This window comes from Bacteroidales bacterium MB20-C3-3, assembly GCA_035609245.1.
In the GTDB taxonomy this organism is placed as follows: Bacteria; Bacteroidota; Bacteroidia; order Bacteroidales; family UBA932; genus Bact-08.
This window is the reverse complement of the sequence record CP141202.1, coordinates 1803281-1819750: the sequence shown is the minus strand read 5'-3', so window position 1 is coordinate 1819750 and position 16470 is coordinate 1803281. Positions and strand designations below refer to the sequence as shown.

Here is a 16470-nt window from a genome sequence, read left to right as displayed (position 1 = left end):
ATGAGCAATCATTACGACGCAATTATAATTGGGGCAGGCCCTGCAGGACTTACTGCAGGGATCTACCTTTCACGAGCCCGGGTAAAAACTCTGATTTTGAACGAGGGGACCGTTGGAGGGCAGATGGTTCTTACCCACGAAATAGCCAACTATCCAGGTGTGGAAAGCATAAGCGGATATCAGCTGGCTATGATAATGAAAAAACAGGCTCAAAGCTTTGGCTGTGATATAAAATCAAACATTATAGTAAAAGATATAAATCCACATGGGAGAGAAAAATCTGTAATGTTATCTGATGGAACAAAATACACTTCAGATGCATTGATAGTTACAACCGGTGGAAGATCAAGAACAATAGGTGTTCCGGGAGAGGAACAACTTAAAGGAAGAGGGATATCCTACTGCGCAACCTGTGATGGTGATTTCTTTACAGACAAAGAGATTGTAGTAGTAGGAGGAGGAAACTCAGCACTTGAAGAGGCAGTTTCTCTAACTAAATACGCTTCTAAAGTAACTATCGTACACCAGTTTGACCATTTTCAGGCACTACAGCACTATGTTGACGAAGCAAAAAAGAACCCTAAGATTCACTTTATTATGGAGTCAACAATTGCCGCTTTTCACGGTGATGAAAAACTTGAAAGCGTAGACATCAGGAACCTGAAAACAGAAGAGATATACAATTTTAAAACAGATGGCACTTTTGTGTTTATCGGATATGTTCCAAACACAGAGTCTCTCAAAGGAAAGGTTGATCTTAACCAGTGGGGAGAGATTGTTGTTAAACCGGATATGTCAACAAGTGTTGAGGGGGTATTTGGAGCAGGAGACAGCATAACAAAAAGATTCAGACAGGTAACAACAGCAGTAGGTGACGGGACAGTGGCTGCACTCTCAGCATCAGCATATATAAATGATTTAAAAAAAGTGTGATTCCATTTTGATATGATTTGATTATCTTTGTTTTGATGGAAATAAAGGGCAACATAACTATCCTTGTAGCTATTCTTACCGTTGCATCAATGCTCTTGCCCTTCAGAACAGATGGTCAGCAGAGAAAATCATCAGCGGAAAAGGAGAATATAAGGACAATTGAGATAGACGAACTGGTTGTCAGAGGAGGAAAAATCAGGTACAGAAACAGGGGGAACCCTGCAGTAGAACTTATTGACAGTGTACTAGCCTACAGGGATAAAAACAGAAGCACAAACTTCAGTTCATTAAGATACCAGAAGTACGAAAAGATTGTATTCTCTTTCACAAATCTGGGTGAGAGATTGCAGTCAATGAAGCTCCTGAATAAGTTCAAATTTGTATTTGACAATCTCGATACAACAAGAAGTCCCGGGAGAGCCGTTCTGCCTATGTATATAAGGGAGAGGCTCTCTGACTATGCATATGACGGAGAGACAGGGAATGCAAATGAAACCATCCGGGGTGAGAGGATGGTAACATTTGAGGAGCATATGGACGATCAGGGGATTGGAGAGTGGTTAAACTATCTGTATGAAGAGGTTGATATATATCAGAACAATATCCAGTTCCTAACCAATAAGTTTATAAGCCCCATTTCATCTGTTGCACCAACTTTCTACAGATACTATATAACCGATACGCTTATCAGCGGAGGAGAGAGGTGTACAAGACTATATTTCACCCCAAGGAACAAGGCCGATCTTCTCTTTCAGGGCTATCTTTATATCACAATGGACGGGACATATGCAGTAAAGAGAGCCGAGATTGAGGTTAACAAAAACATCAATCTCAACTGGATAAAAGAGAGCCGAATTGTTCAGGAGTTTCGCCGATCAGACCGGGGGGGATGGATTCTTGAAAAAAACGAGACAGCAATAGACCTTGGATATAGCAAAAAAGGTCTGGGATTTTTTGGGCAGCGATCCGTTTCATACAGAGATCATATTTTTAACGAACCAATACCCCCGCTAAATTTTGTAAAGCAAAATGCCAGAGCAGATTCTGTATTCTCCAGAGGGGACGACTTCTGGGAGAGAAACAGACATCAGGAGCTCTCAAAATCAGAGAGAGGCATTTACGAAACATCTGACTCTCTCAACAATATGCCGACATTCCGCAGGTTTGTGAACCTAATGAGGATTGTTGTAGCAAGTTACCACGACTTTGGCAAGTTTGAACTGGGTCCTGTAAGTACATTTTACAGTTACAACCCTACAGAGGGATCCAGGGCAAGAATTGGAGGTGTGACCACACCCAAATTCAGCAAAAGGGTCAATCTTGATGGTCATATCTCATATGGATTTGGAGATAAACAGTTCAAATATAAACTAGGCACAACGATCTCCCTTACTGACAGAACCATCTATGAATTTCCCGTTAGAAGCCTAAGATTCAGCATTCAGAAAGAGACAAAAGTCCCCGGCGTAGAGCTCTATTTTGTTCACGAAGGGAGCGCATATCTCTCAATAAGCAGAGGGATTGATGATAAACTATTCTATAACAAAACAATCAGAGCTGAGTATTTTCACGAATTTGAAAACCATTTCTCATACAGACTGGGTTACAACTTTACAAGACAGAAGCCTGGAGGAGGCCTTGATTTTGGAACAATTCCATCGCTTGATATTGGAGAGCTCAGTGTGGATCTCAGATACGCCCCCAATGAACAATATTATCAGAAAAAAACTGTCCGTGTTCCCATTCCAAACAGACACCCAATACTACAGTTTAACTACACATTAGGAAATAAATTACTTGGAGGGGACTATAATTACCACCTTCTCCGCTTTAATGCAAGTAAACGATTCTATCCATCGGTAATTGGTTACACCGATGCACAGCTTGAGACAGGTTTGGTACTGGGGACGGTACCTTTTCCTCTGCTGGAGATGCACAACGCAAACCAATCCTATATATACCAGGCAACAAGGTATAACCTTATGAACTTTCTGGAATTTGTAAGCGACAAATATGCATCTCTATTCGTTGATCACAACTTCAATGGTTTTATACTCAACAAAATTCCACTTATAAAACATCTTGGATTAAGAGAGATTGTCACGCTAAAAATCCTCTACGGTGGTCTTGGAGATAATAACAATCCAAATTTAAACACTCCGGCTATTATGACTCAGTGGGGGCTTATGCCTCTCCCGAAAGACAAAGATGGCAACCCATCCACATTTACACTTGACAGAGGCCCCTATATGGAGATGAGTATTGGAATAGGCAATATTTTTAAAGTGCTCAGAGTTGATCTTATAAGAAGACTTACATATACAACTAATCCAAATATTACAAAATGGGGTGTCAGATTCAGGTTTAAATTTGATCTCTAATCGCTATATTTGGAGTTGTTATTACTAACCCCATCAAGAATGAAGACCCCTTTTTTCATATTAGCAGCTACCATTTTTATCATTTTATCACTTCTTATGTCAGTCAAAGGAGGGTCACAAAATTTAGCAACGCTAAATAATTACAGAATTCCAATAAACAAAAAGTCTGCATTTATTGGCAAAACATATCTCCCTGAAGAGTTTACAAAATCAGGTCACGATATTGTTTATAAAATATCAAGTGACACTGCTAAACTTTTTAGGATAAACAGAGAGGGTGAAATTTACCTCAGAAATGGGGAAATTTTATATGAGGGAGGACCATTCAGATACTCCGTTACAATTACTGCCAATGAAAGAGGCAATAAAGAGAACTCTCTGAAAATGGAATTTGAACTGGTAAAAGATGAGTTTATTAACAATATTGTTGTAGCACACAGAGGCGCCTGGAAAGAGTCAGCTGCCCCGCAAAACTCACTTAAAGCTCTTGAAAATGCAATAGCTCTTGGATGCTCGTGGAGTGAATTTGACCTTTGGATGTCTTCTGACGGAGTGCCTGTCTGCAATCATGACCCATCAATTAAGGGTCATATGGTGGAGGATACCCCGGCAAGTGTACTTACATCAATAGAACTCTCTGCTGGAGAGTATCTCCCTACTGTTGAGCAGTACATAAGGAGAGCAATGGATCAAAATAAAACAGGGTTGGTTGTTGAAATAAAACCATCAGGTAAGAGTCTTGAGAGGACACTTGAGCTTACTGAAAAAGTTGTGAAATTGATTCACAACCTTAAAGCACAGGCCTGGGTTTCTTACATTAGCTTTAGTTACGAATCACTTGAGCAGGTATTAAAAATTGACCCTTTGGCAAAAACAGCATACCTTGGCAGTAATAAAACCATTGAAGAGATAAGTGAAAGCGGAATGTGGGGTGTCGATTTCAACATTAGTCTGTTCAAAAAAGACCCTCTGCTTGTCAAAAAAGCAAAAGAGAGAGGTCTGACAGTTAACGTATGGACAGTTAATTCAGAAGATGATTTGAGATCTATGATGAATCTGGGCGTAGATTATATAACAACTAACGAACCTGAACTACTTTTTAAAATTCTTGCAAAATGAAAACAATAAAATCTATACTTTTCATAATTACTCTTTTTATCATCTCAAGTGCCAGCGCCCAGAGCTACAAGACCTACAGCGAACCCCGAGACAGGGAGATATTTGAGAGCTACATAAAATTTATGAAGGGCAAGGAGAGGCTTCCCATTGATAAAGTGGTGGTAGAGAGCGCTAAGTTTTTCCTCTCTGTTCCATATGTTGCACACACCCTGGAGATTGAGCCCGAGGGGCTTGTTATTAACCTCAGAGGACTTGATTGTACAACTTTTGTAGAGACTGTTCTGGCCTTGTCCAAAACCATCAAGAGCAGTGACCCCACTTTTGAAAAATTCTGCGACAACCTGAAATTTATAAGATACAGAGAGGGAGAGATAACCGGATTTCATGACAGACTTCACTATACTACAGACTGGATGTATGAAAACGAGAGAAAAGGGTTACTACAGAGAGTTATCCATACTCCTGAATGGGAGCCCCTTAAAGTAGACCTCTCTGTTATGTCTTCCAACCCTGATAAATACAAGCAGCTTGCAAGCAATGAAACCCTTATTCCCTTCATTAAGGATAAAGAGAAGGAGATTAGCTCCAGAGAGCACCACTATCTGCCTGCGGAGAAAATAGAGAAAAACAAAACTCACTTTCGCAGCGGAGATATTGTAGGTTTTACAACAAAAATAAAAGGGATGGATGTAAGCCACATGGGAATAATTTTCAACGAAGGAGGCAGGCTAACATTTATCCACGCATCACTTTCTCATAAAAAAGTACTGGTCAACAGAGAACCTCTCTCAGTTTACCTTAAGAATACAAAAGGCACAGGAGTTGTTCTTGCAAGAGTATCTGAATAATAGCCTTTTTTAACTACCTTTTAAAAATTGCACCCAGAATCCCTCTGACAATCTGAGTTCCGACGCTCCTTCCAATACTTGTCGCTGCAGAGCCCAATGCTTTGTCCAGAGTGGATTTTGAACTACCTCTTCTGCCTGATGAAGATGCAATCCTTCTATACTCCCGTTCCCTCTCCTTTTCCAGTCTAACCTGCTCTTTTTCCAGTCGGATCTGCTCTTTTTCCCTCTCCTGAGCCATTTTTGCATCCTCTTCCTGCCTCTGCTCTATCAGCCTCTCGCCCGAAATCCTTTCATATGCAGACTCTCTGTCAAATTGCCTCTCGTACATTCCAAAAAGCCTGCTCTGCCTTATAAGAGTATCTCTCTGCTGAGGTGTAATGGCACCTATCTGACTCATAGGAAATAACATCTTTGCCCTCTCAACTACAGAGGGTGCTCCCTTTTCATCAAGGAAGGAGACAAGAGCTTCTCCTGTTCCAAGTTCCAGAATAGCTCTCTCTGTATCAAACGCCGGATTTGCTCTGAAGGTTTGAGCAGCAGCCCTTACCACCTTCTGATCCTGAGGAGTAAAGGCCCTTAGTGCATGCTGTATCCTGTTGCCTAGTTGCCCAAGCACCTCCACAGGAATATCTGCCGGAGATTGCGTAATAAAATAAACTCCCACACCCTTAGATCTAATCAGTCTGACAACCAGCTCCACCTTCTCTCTGAGAGCTTTTGGAGCATCTTCAAACAGCATATGCGCCTCATCAAAAAAGAACACAAACTTTGGAACAGGAAGATCTCCAACTTCAGGCAACTGGTCATATAACTCTGAAAGAAGCCATAACAAAAATGTAGAGTAGAGTTTTGGGGACATCATAAGTTTATCTGCAGCCAAAATATTAAGAACCCCTTTTCCTCCTTCCATCTGCATAAGATCAAAAATATTGAAGGCCGGCTCACCAAAAAACTTATCAGCCCCCTGGCTCTCCAGCGCCAGAAGAGCTCTCTGAATAGCACCAATACTTGTTGTTGAGATATTCCCGTAGAGAGATGTGTACTCTTTAGCATTTCTTGAAGCCCAGTCAAGCATTGCTCTCAGATCTTTGATATCAATAAGCAGAAGCTGTTTCTCGTCAGCTATTCTGAAGACTATATTCAGCACCCCCTCCTGTGTTTCGTTAAGTCCCATCAACCTGGCTAAAAGCAGAGGCCCCATCTCAGAAATGGTTGTTCTCATTGGATGCCCCTGCTCCCCAAAAACATCAAAAAATCTTACCGGAGCACCACTAAACAGAAGAGAAGAGGGATCAATTCCAAACTCACTGATTCTTGCATCAATAAATTTATTGGTTCCTCCTGCCTGACTTACCCCTGAAAGGTCTCCCTTCATATCAGCAAGAAAACAGGGAACCCCGGCATTGCTGAATGTTTCGGCCAGTACCTGAAGCGAAACAGTCTTTCCGGTTCCTGTTGCACCTGCAATCAATCCATGCCTGTTAACCATCTTTGGATTCATAAAAATTGGTGACTTTGAGTGAGCCACATACATTCTGTTATCCTTGTCAATCATAATTTCTTCCATTTAATTGATTTAAATATACAAATATTAATTCAAGAAAATTTATGAAAGAATTTTATTCAACTAAATTTGAACAGAGTTTTTAATTACACTTTATGGTCGCATTGTACCCAAAAATCTTATATAGTATACTATTTTACTTATTTATAGCCATACTTCTTTTTTACACTTGATTTTTGCTGATTAAAAAAAATGATTATCTTGCGCACCGGAAAAAATGTACATCCAACAATAATTACTGATAATTAATGATACTACACGAGCAGTTCATTAGAATGGCCAAGAGAAATCCAGAAAGGATGGCCATAATTGACAGAACTCTTGACAAAAGAGTAACATATTCAAAGGCTCTTATTGGAGCTATAATCCTTAGCAAGAAATTCAGAAAATACGATCCGGGATTCGTTGGAGTAATGGTTCCTACATCTGCCGGATGCGCACTGGCAACATTAGGTGTTTTGATGAGTGGCAGAATCCCTGTCATGATTAATTATTCAACCGGAGCAGAATCCAATGCAAAATATGCTCAGCAGAAGTGCGGATTCAAAACCATTATAACATCAAAAGCCTTACTGGAAAAGGTTGGGTGCCCAAAGAGCGAAGGAATGGTATTTATGGAGGAAATTATGGCAGGAATAGGAACCGGCGATAAAATCAAAGCGGCTCTTTTAAGTAAGCTTCCGGCCTCAGCTATCATAAATATGACTTATAAAGGGGGAGAAGATGATACAATAGCTGTACTCTTCACAAGTGGCAGTGAAAAAGACCCAAAAGCAGTTCCCCTGACTAATAAAAATATATCATCAAATATTGAGAGCTTTGGCAGTTATGTAGGGATTACAGAAAAAGATACAATTCTCTCAAACCTGGTCTTTTTCCATATTTTTGGTCTTACTGTAAATCTTTGGACTCCATTATATTACGGCATTACTATGGTAACATATGCCAACCCTCTGGATTTTCAGACTGTCAGCAGAATTGCCAGAGAGGAGAGGCCTACTATGATGGTAGGAACACCTAGTTTCTTCTGGGGCTATCTTCATAAATCAGAACCGGGAGATTTTAAGTCTGTGAGGATTATGGTATCGGGAGCTGATAAATGCCCTGATGCTTTGAGAGATGGTTATATCCAAAAACACGGCGTTACTCTGCTGGAGGGTTATGGAGCTACAGAGACATCTCCGGTAATTTCAGTTAACTCTCACGATTATAACAGACCGGGCAGCACGGGCAAGCCTATCCCGGGTGTTCAGTTAAGGATTGAACACCTAGAAAGTGGTGAGGAGTGTAATGTGGGAGAGATTGGAAAAATCCTTGTTAAAGGGCCTTCTGTCATGAATGGATACTATGAGGATCCCGAGCAGACTAAAGAGGCTATAAAAGACGGGTGGTACAATACAGGAGATATGGGATATCTTGACAGTGATGGTTATCTGTGGCACTCAGGCCGGTTTAAGCGATTTGTAAAAATTGGTGGAGAGATGGTCTCACTTGTTAAAGTTGAAAATACGCTAGAGAAATATCTCCCGGCCGGAGTCTCTTGTTGTGTAGTTGATGTTCAGGATGAGGTGCGTGGATCATCAATAATTGCAACAGTAACAATTGAAGTAAACAAATCAGAGATTCTGAAGAAAATGGGAGAAGAGCTTCCTAATATTGCCTTGCCAAAACACTTTGTTGTCATTAGAGAACTGCCAATGATGGGGACCGGTAAGATCGATTTCAGGAGCGTTTCAAAAATTGTACAGGAGATATTTGACAAAGAATCATAGGTTTTGTCGCTGGTTTTCCTTAAATTGCGTTAAGAAACATTAAGGAGACTTGGAAATCATGGAAAAACTTGAATTCAAAGTAGAACCGGAGATATATGAGAATATATCTGCCGGTGTGCAAAAGGCCTTTGTTTCAAATGTAAAGCCATCAGAACTGCACAAATACTTTATCCTTACAGAAGAGAATAAGATTGATGTCAGATATTTCAATGAAATTATTTTCACTCAGGGAGAGAATCGCTGCTCATTCAAAATCGGTTATGCTGAGATAGATTTTCTAATTCCTAATGAATTGCTCGATTCGGGTATTGAAGATCTTACTGACTATTATAATTACGACAAAATGCCCCCTGTTGAAATTGTTTTTCAACTAAAGGAGCGTTTGTCATAAATAGTGCATCATCCCTTTTCTGCAATTATCTGAAGGGCTCTTTTATTAAGGATCTCCAGGTTCCTTCCGGAAATTGATATTATTCCATCCCTCTGAAAATCTGAGATAGTATTGATAATACTCTCCTTGGAATACCCAAGAGTGGCTGCCATCTCCTCTCTGGTAAATGGCAGATGTATCTTGTTACTTCTAAAGACTCTCTCTACACTAAGAATTAACATGGCCAGTGCTCCGTTTGCATTTTTATGGCTCAGAGATATAAGAGTATGAACTACACCATTAGTCAGTTCAGACATCATAGTAACTATGTATACCGCAAACTCCCCGTTCTCACTAATTAATTTCTCAAAAACATCCCTGTCAAAAATTCTCACTTTTGAAGGCGTAATTGCGACAGCAGAAAACTCCAGCCGCTTCTGGACAAATGAGCACATTAGGCCTATAAAATCTCCTTTAACGGCAAAGTTAAAGGTGGTATCTCTCCCGGCTGCCTCAAGATTAAGTTTTGCCATTCCCTCTTCAAGAAACATAATGTGAGAAGCCAGGGTCCCCTGTTTAATAATAGCTTCACCTTTATTGTAGTCCAGAAGGACAGATGTCTTAAGGAGCTGCTCAATTTCACTCTTATTAAGTTTTCCGGCCCAGGAATAGATCTCTTGTGTTATCATTAATGCTTCCCTCTCTTTATTTATCAAAACATGTAATATTACATATTTTTTTATTAAAAACTACACTCCCTGTTTAGCAAGAGAGAGTTTTTACTTCCGTAAATTTGCAAAAGAACAAATAAATAAACATTATGGCAGATTCAAGATTCAGGGTAAAAGCACACAGTGAAAGCCCTACAAAGACAATAGTAAAAGCAAGACAATTCGAGATAATAGTAGATGAACCGGCAGAGCTGGGAGGGACAGATCTTGGAGCTAATCCGGTGGAGTATGTACTTGCAGCATTTGCAGGATGTCTCAATGTTATGGCCCATGTAATAGCTAAAGAGTTGAATTTTGAGCTCAGAGGTGTAGAGATAGATCTTTACGGAGACCTAAATCCTGCAAGACTATTTGGGATGAGTTTTGATGAAAGAGCGGGCTACAAGCAAATTGTTGTCACTCTAAAACCTGACACAGATGCTGATGAGGCAACTCTTGCAAAGTGGGCTGAGAAAATTGAAGACAGATGCCCTGTAAGCGACAACTTACAGCATCCAACCCCAGTAAAGATTGAGGTTAAAAAACAAAAATAAGCAGTTGATCAAATTAACCCCCCGGATGCCGGCCAGATATGTTTCTGGCCGGCATCTTTTTTTTGTAAATTGCACTCATAATCCCTAAATATGAGTTCCCATGAAAAATTATCTGACAGCAATTCTTTTTACAATTGCTTTAATTTTCTCCGCAAAGAGTATTTTCGCGACAAATTTATCGTCAGAAGCTTCACCTGTAAGAGCTAAGCTTGACTCTCTGCTACCGGTAAGAGGCTTTTGTATTGCTCTGCCTACACCCGACAGAATGGACGAATTTATAAATTTTATAGAGACTGAACTAGCCCCAAGAGCGGTAAACACCCTAGTTCTCAGAGTTGAATACAAATACAAATGGAAGAGCAGACCTGAGCTCATTGACACTCTCGCTCTCTCAAAGCGGGAAATTAAGAGACTCCTGAAAGTTTGCGAAAAACACAACATAAAGATGATTCCCCTAATTGATCTTCTCGGCCACCAGTCCGGGAGGGGTGGTCTCAACAAGCTGCTCTCAACATATCCTCAATTTGAGGAGACTCCTTCAGAGTTAAGCAATGACCCATCAAGGCTTCCAATGAATGGATTTAATATGAGAAGCTACTGTCCCAACCATCCGGAGGTTCACAATGTAGTATTTGATGTTGTTGACGAAATATGTGATGTTTTTGATTCCGATACATTCCACGCCGGAATGGATGAGGTTTTTGACATTGGAAACGACAGATGCCCTCGCTGTGCAGGCAAAGACAAAGCCGAATTGTTTGCTCAGGAGGTTTGGACAATTAGAAACCACCTTGCCTCAAAGGGACGAAAAATGTGGCTGTGGGGAGACAGGCTCCTGGACGGAAGAACCATCGGCCTTGGAAGATGGGAGGGAAGCTACAACAATACCCACAGGGCTATTGATATGATACCCAAGGATGTTACAGTTTGCGACTGGCATTATGAGAGGGCAGATGTAACAGCAGCCCTATTTGCAATGAAAGGAATAGATGTTATGACTTGTCCGTGGAGAAACCCTCAGGCTGCAGTACTCCAGGTGGAGGATATGGTAAGATTCCGCAAGAATACAGCCAAAGTTATGCAACCAAGATTCAGGGGTGTCATGCACACAGTTTGGTCAAATGTTGGAACATTTCTGGATGGTTTCTACGGAAAAACTACAGATAATACTCAGGGAAATCAGACACCATGGGAGGCATTCAGAAGGATGTACGGCCGAATCGCTTTATTACCTCAAGAGTAGTGGTATCTGAGGCAAAGACAGAGTAAAGTCCCTGAGGCTCCTGAGCCGGATCACCGGAGTAAGGGTCACCACTTCGCCAGTCAAACCGGCCTGAAAGAGTATCGGCAAAACCTCCCCATCCCCAGAAGTTAGCCCCGGCAAGAGCTCCCCCTACAGCGGAGCTCTTTTTAACTCTCTCAGCTATAAAGCCGAAATATCTATCCCTCGCCTCCACTGTGCCTCTCCTGTCAAACAGGAAACCATCCCTTGGATAGCCAAACTCCTCAAGAACCAGTGGTTTATTGAGCTTTTCAGCAATCTGAATGTGACTCTCAATATATTTCTCAGTTTCATCAATAGAGTATGGCAGTTTCTCCAGAATACTATCTTTTGAAGCCCATCCCCAGTTATATGGCCAGATGTGCATATTAAGATAATCAATATCCGGATATGAATGAATCTTTTCAAAGAGCTCCATATCAACCTCACAGCCGTACAAGCCTTCGCTTCCGGTTGAGACCATATGGTTTGAATCAATGGATTTAATAAGAGAGGCAACACTTGTAACCCAATCATAAAATTTCTCTTTCCCCTCTTTGGAAAATGCTCTGGGCTCGTTTGCAACCTGCCACGAGAATATGGCGGGGTCCTCAGTATATGGTTTTCCTGTAATGCTATTCTCTCTGGATACGATGAATCTGACATGTTTTGCAAACATATCTTTGCAAGAGTCGCAATATACAAATTTTGCAACATAATCTCTGAAAGGAATCCATCCGGCAATAGCGGGAATGGGTGCCTTCTCCTCGCCTGACCACATTAGATATTGAGAATATCCGCCTGACCACTCCCATGAGTTTCCCAGGTAAAGCACTGCAGTCATATCTCTCTTTGCCAACTCCACCATAAGCCTGTCAAGACCTTTAAGTAGAGTATCGTTGTATACTCCCGGAGATGGCTGAAGTATAGGCTCAATTTTTGAGTGCACCCCCCTCTCACCCTCAGCTCCAACAAGTACCCTGATATTTTCCAGCCCCAGCTCTTTTAAAAAATCCAGTTCTCTGAAGAGGCGTAATGTATCTCCACCCTCGCCTTCAGAAGCTAGTATAGCAGCATACCACATATTGGTTCCCATAAAATAGTATGGTTTGCCATTGAGAATAATCTTACCATCCTGAACCCTGGCAAACTCCTTACCCCTCTCTCCTTTTGTACAACTTAACAGAGTCAAAAGAGCAATAAGGGCGATATACAATATTGAGTTTCTCATAATCTTCTGGTAATTTTGATAAGTCTTTCACCTGTACCTATAGAGTACCCCCCGGCAAAGTGAACAACTCTTCCAAATGTATCAGCAACTACTACAAGAGGTGATGGTACCTCTTCTGAAAAACCTAAAGATGCCGCCGTTGAGTTTAAAAGCTCGCCTGAAGGATCATCAATAAACATGAAGTTTGAAGGTATGTCAAGGTCCCTGCTCTTTCTAACAGCTGAATTAAGAGAATTGCTATCAGGATAAATAAAGAGAACACCTCTGCCCCAATCATTAAACTCTTTACTATACTTTACAATATCTGAAAAGATATGGTTTCCGGGTTCATCGCCAAATTTTAAAAAGACAAGAATAAAATAGCCCCTGCCGCACCTCTCAACTATTGATTCGTCAACACCTATATTTGCCAATACTCTTAAATCCTCTTTGTCCTCCCTTAAGATTAGCGGGACCTCAGAGCTCTTTCCTGTTTTTATGTTAAAGAACTGCATCCTGGTCAGTATCTTGCCATCAGCCATCCTCGTTCCACTGGTAAGAAGATAGTATCCGGCATCTAAGGAGAGTTTCCCATCCTCTCCAAAAACACTTATCAGAGAGCTAGTCCCCTCAAAGCCCTCTCTGTTTCTGAATGAAAGCACTTTAAACCTGTTTTGTTCAACCTTTGAGACAGTAAAGTGAGTCTCAAATTTTGGATCTTCTACCACCCCCCCTTCATAAGTAAGTGACAACGTTCCCTCTCTGTGTGAATTAATCATATCTGCGTTGTCTGAAGTACTGAATCTTGCTTTTATCCATCTCTCTTCAGATTTGTACTCAGGTATTGATGTTACAGGATTAAGCCTCGCAGCCACTCCAAATGTTCTGCACAGAGCAACAAAAAAGAGATCCCTAGAATAAGAGTCAGCAACGCCAAGCCTCCAAACCCCGTCCGGAGAAATTGGTATACTCTGAGGATTATATCTGTTTTCAACTTTAATTGATGATACAAGCCTCTCAATTCCCTTTGGATTCATTTTTAATTTATCCGCTCCCGGAATATTGAGGAGATAACCCCTCCAGGGAGTAAGCAGCTCCCTTCCAATCCGTGGAGATATTATATAGCTGTCCGTTGTAGCCTCTTCTATGTTAACTAAATGATCTTTAAGAACATTAAAAGGCGTATCCTTGAAATCCTTAACAGAGAGAGAGGCTAGAATAATCTCCCCAATATGCTTTTTATTTTCCGGTATTTCGTTTCTGAATCTCTCTATCTCAGGGCTGTTCCCCGGATAATTTCTTAATCTCTTAATCCTTATTGAATCCTCTTCAGCTAATCGGATTTTATTATGTAGAATTTGCTCAGGCGTAACCTCTCTCTTTACACTACCCTCAGAGGGAGGAACAATATCCGACTCAAAAATGAACTCATCACCAAATTTCTTGTCCAATATAACTGTGTCCAAAAGCAAATCATTATTCGGAGATATTTTAACAATTCCAAACATATCTCCTTTGTAAGCTCGGACAAGAATATCACCCCTTCCCATAATGGCTTTGGCAGTACCTTGTGAATCACTGATGGTTCTGAGCGCAGGCCAAAATTCTGAATAATTGTATATGCAAAATTCCACAACTGCCCCATCAGCAGAATTACCCAGACTATCAGTAACGGTTAAAGAAATTCTTGAGACAGGAGCATAGTTTTCTGTAACATTTATCTCAGCATAGGTCTCGGTTTGTTCAATTATCTCCTCAGGACCATTGTATTTCCCAAAAACTCTTGAGTGCATTAAAAGAGCTCTTGTTGCTGATGTGGAGAACCAAGCCATATCAAGTAGAGGCTCGGGTTCACACGCCCCGATATAATGCCACTTTCCATTTGCCCAAGCCTCAACCCACGCATGATTGTCGTCTGTGTGGGCCCACCTTGGAGTATAGACCTGCCTGGCAGGAATTCCAACTGCCCTTAATGCCGACACAGTAAAAACTGACTCCTCTCCGCATCTGCCCTCCCCATTCCTCATGGTGGCAAGAGGTGAGGATGTCCTCTCGTCGCTAGGAGAATAAATTACATATTCGTGACACCAGTGATTTACCTCCAGTATCGCCTGCTCCGCAGTAAGCCCTTTGAGTCTGGGCATTAGTTCTCTGTTAATTAATCTCCTTGAGCTATCCAAAGATTCATTATTAACTCTGAGTGGAAGAACAAAGTGGCGGAAAAGATAATCCGGAGTAGAAGGGCCCCACTCTGTAGATGTTTTAGTAGAGAGTGCAACCTTTGCAGCCTCAATATAAAGAGAGCCGTCATAGTCACAAATATCTCCAAGAGGCATATATGCGTAGAGAAATTTAACCGCCTCTCTCAGCTCCCTGTTTTCAATTGTATCTACAACAGAAAAGAGGTCCCGGTCTTTAACCAGCAACCTCTTTGCTTTAAAATCGTTGTTCAGAACACTATCCGAACAAGAAAAAACTAAAAATGTTGATAAAAAAATTAATGCCGAAAAACCTTGTAACCTATTCATAATGTTCATCAATCATCTGCTTTGAGTTGTTTGACTTCATCCTCTTCACCTTCTCTCTCTCAGCATTGATGAGATTTTCAGTTAAGCCGACAATAGCAACCAGAACAAAAGCAGCTGAAATCCAAACATAATAGGTCCAATCCGGTCCACCGGCATTTTTTCGCTTTGTCTCTGTCAGTTCGGAGGAAACCACACCTGCACTAACATTTAAATCACCCCTCCCGGGAGGATTTGCTCTCAGAGGCAGACAAAACAGAAATAACACAATAAATACCGTAATTTGCCTTTTCATAAAAAGGAGATTCATCTTATATGATAAAATTACTCCCTTAATTCTAAAACTTAAGCAAATATTGGTGAATACCCGATTATTCCCCTATTTCAATTCTCACTTAAAGCTGCTCCTATTGCTGTTGCATACTCAGCATCCGGAGGAAACTCAAATTTAATTTTGTACATCCTGGAAATACCCTCTAAAACTCGCTGACCAATCTGATTTCTGCTCCCGTTTCCGGTCACAAGCACACAATTCGCATGTCTGCTTCTTGCAGCAAAAACAGAAATTACTCCAATAACCTGAAAAACCATATTCATTATACCTATGGCAATATCCTCCTTCTGTGCAGTGTCCAGCATCTTTCCAAAATTAGCAGCTGTTGCCGTTTTATCCAGAAAACTGATCTCCTTCTCCGATATGTCTCCAATAAGCAAATCAACCTGATCCAGGTTACCCTTCTCAGCAAGCCTTATAATATTGTCAAAGTCTGAAGTTTTTATCAGCTCCTTTGAGAGACCGGTTATAGTACCCCCTCCAACTCCGGTTCCACCAAGATGGAGAATTCTCTCTTTTGAAGCTTCTATAACTGAGGTTCCCGTTCCGATATTAGCTATAACAACAGGGTCTCTCTTGGCAAGAAACATACCCCCAAGGCCAATAGCATGAATCTCATCAATCTTGTGAGTTGTTATTCCAAAAATCTCTTTGTTGATATTAATTGACCCCGCACCGGTAATTATAATCTTCTCAATTGACGAGATATTAAAATTGTTCTCCAAAATCATTTTTCCAAGTGCGCCGGTGGCTGAAGTTACCGAATCAAATGCTCTGGTTTTTACTGTTGTGAGAATTTTTCCACCCTCAACAGCTACCGCTTTAGTGGTAGTACTTCCTATGTCTATGCCTATAATCATGGCTTAAAAAATTTGAAAATAGCCGTCAA

The 16470-nt window shown here is 41.0% G+C and carries 14 protein-coding genes; 8 read left to right on the top strand and 6 right to left on the bottom strand.

Going from position 1 to position 16470, the window contains the following annotated elements; all coding sequences use genetic code 11:
• The 4 genes from trxB to U5907_08265 are packed head-to-tail and all read left to right on the top strand — an operon-like array spanning position 1 to position 5281.
• The gene (gene trxB, locus U5907_08280; protein ID WRQ32571.1) at positions 1-933 is read left to right on the top strand and encodes a thioredoxin-disulfide reductase; all 933 of its coding nucleotides are present in this window, start codon (positions 1-3) and stop codon (positions 931-933) included.
• A gap of 35 nt (positions 934-968) precedes the next feature.
• The gene (locus U5907_08275; GenBank protein ID WRQ32570.1) at positions 969-3314 is read left to right on the top strand and encodes a DUF5686 family protein; all 2346 of its coding nucleotides are present in this window, start codon (positions 969-971) and stop codon (positions 3312-3314) included.
• Positions 3315-3353: 39 nt separating this feature from the next.
• The gene (locus tag U5907_08270; GenBank protein WRQ32569.1) at positions 3354-4433 is read left to right on the top strand and encodes a glycerophosphodiester phosphodiesterase family protein; all 1080 of its coding nucleotides are present in this window, start codon (positions 3354-3356) and stop codon (positions 4431-4433) included.
• Positions 4430-5281 (top strand): N-acetylmuramoyl-L-alanine amidase-like domain-containing protein, encoded by an 852-nt coding sequence (locus tag U5907_08265; GenBank protein ID WRQ32568.1) that lies wholly within the window; start codon positions 4430-4432, stop codon positions 5279-5281. The genes U5907_08270 and U5907_08265 overlap by 4 nt, the downstream gene beginning before the upstream one ends.
• A 13-nt stretch (positions 5282-5294) precedes the next feature.
• Here U5907_08265 and U5907_08260 read toward each other — a convergent pair whose 3' ends face one another.
• Positions 5295-6848, bottom strand: a complete 1554-nt coding sequence (locus U5907_08260) for a helicase HerA-like domain-containing protein (GenBank protein ID WRQ32567.1) — start codon at positions 6846-6848, stop codon at positions 5295-5297.
• A gap of 245 nt (positions 6849-7093) precedes the next feature.
• Between U5907_08260 and U5907_08255 the strand changes: the two genes are divergently transcribed.
• Positions 7094-8617, top strand: a complete 1524-nt coding sequence (locus tag U5907_08255; GenBank protein ID WRQ32566.1) for an AMP-binding protein — start codon at positions 7094-7096, stop codon at positions 8615-8617.
• A gap of 58 nt (positions 8618-8675) precedes the next feature.
• Positions 8676-9008 (top strand): hypothetical protein, encoded by a 333-nt coding sequence (locus U5907_08250; protein ID WRQ32565.1) that lies wholly within the window; start codon positions 8676-8678, stop codon positions 9006-9008.
• 8 nt (positions 9009-9016) lie between these two features.
• Here the strand turns inward: U5907_08250 and U5907_08245 are convergent, their stop codons facing one another.
• Positions 9017-9703 carry a Crp/Fnr family transcriptional regulator gene (locus U5907_08245; protein WRQ32564.1) on the bottom strand — a complete coding sequence of 229 codons (687 nt, stop codon included), beginning with the start codon at positions 9701-9703 and terminating at the stop codon, positions 9017-9019.
• A gap of 104 nt (positions 9704-9807) precedes the next feature.
• Between U5907_08245 and U5907_08240 the strand changes: the two genes are divergently transcribed.
• Positions 9808-10251 carry an OsmC family protein gene (locus U5907_08240; GenBank protein ID WRQ32563.1) on the top strand — a complete coding sequence of 148 codons (444 nt, stop codon included), beginning with the start codon at positions 9808-9810 and terminating at the stop codon, positions 10249-10251.
• A 100-nt stretch (positions 10252-10351) separates the two neighbouring features.
• Positions 10352-11494, top strand: a complete 1143-nt coding sequence (locus U5907_08235; GenBank protein ID WRQ32562.1) for a family 20 glycosylhydrolase — start codon at positions 10352-10354, stop codon at positions 11492-11494.
• Here the strand turns inward: U5907_08235 and U5907_08230 are convergent.
• The 4 genes from U5907_08230 to U5907_08215 all read right to left on the bottom strand — a co-directional run bounded on the left by U5907_08230 (position 11451) and on the right by U5907_08215 (position 16441).
• Positions 11451-12743 (bottom strand): beta-mannosidase, encoded by a 1293-nt coding sequence (locus U5907_08230; protein ID WRQ32561.1) that lies wholly within the window; start codon positions 12741-12743, stop codon positions 11451-11453. The two genes, U5907_08235 and U5907_08230, sit on opposite strands and share 44 nt — an antisense overlap.
• Positions 12740-15250, bottom strand: coding sequence for a transglutaminase domain-containing protein (locus U5907_08225; protein ID WRQ32560.1), 2511 nt, complete (start codon positions 15248-15250; stop codon positions 12740-12742). The genes U5907_08230 and U5907_08225 overlap by 4 nt, the downstream gene beginning before the upstream one ends.
• Entirely contained in the window at positions 15243-15542 is a 300-nt protein-coding gene (locus U5907_08220) for a hypothetical protein (protein ID WRQ32559.1), read from the bottom strand. Before U5907_08220 ends, U5907_08225 begins: the two co-directional genes overlap by 8 nt.
• 89 nt (positions 15543-15631) lie before the next feature.
• Positions 15632-16441: a pantothenate kinase gene (locus tag U5907_08215; protein WRQ32558.1), complete on the bottom strand. Its 810-nt coding sequence runs from the start codon at positions 16439-16441 to the stop codon at positions 15632-15634.
• Positions 16442-16470: the final 29 nt, after the last annotated feature.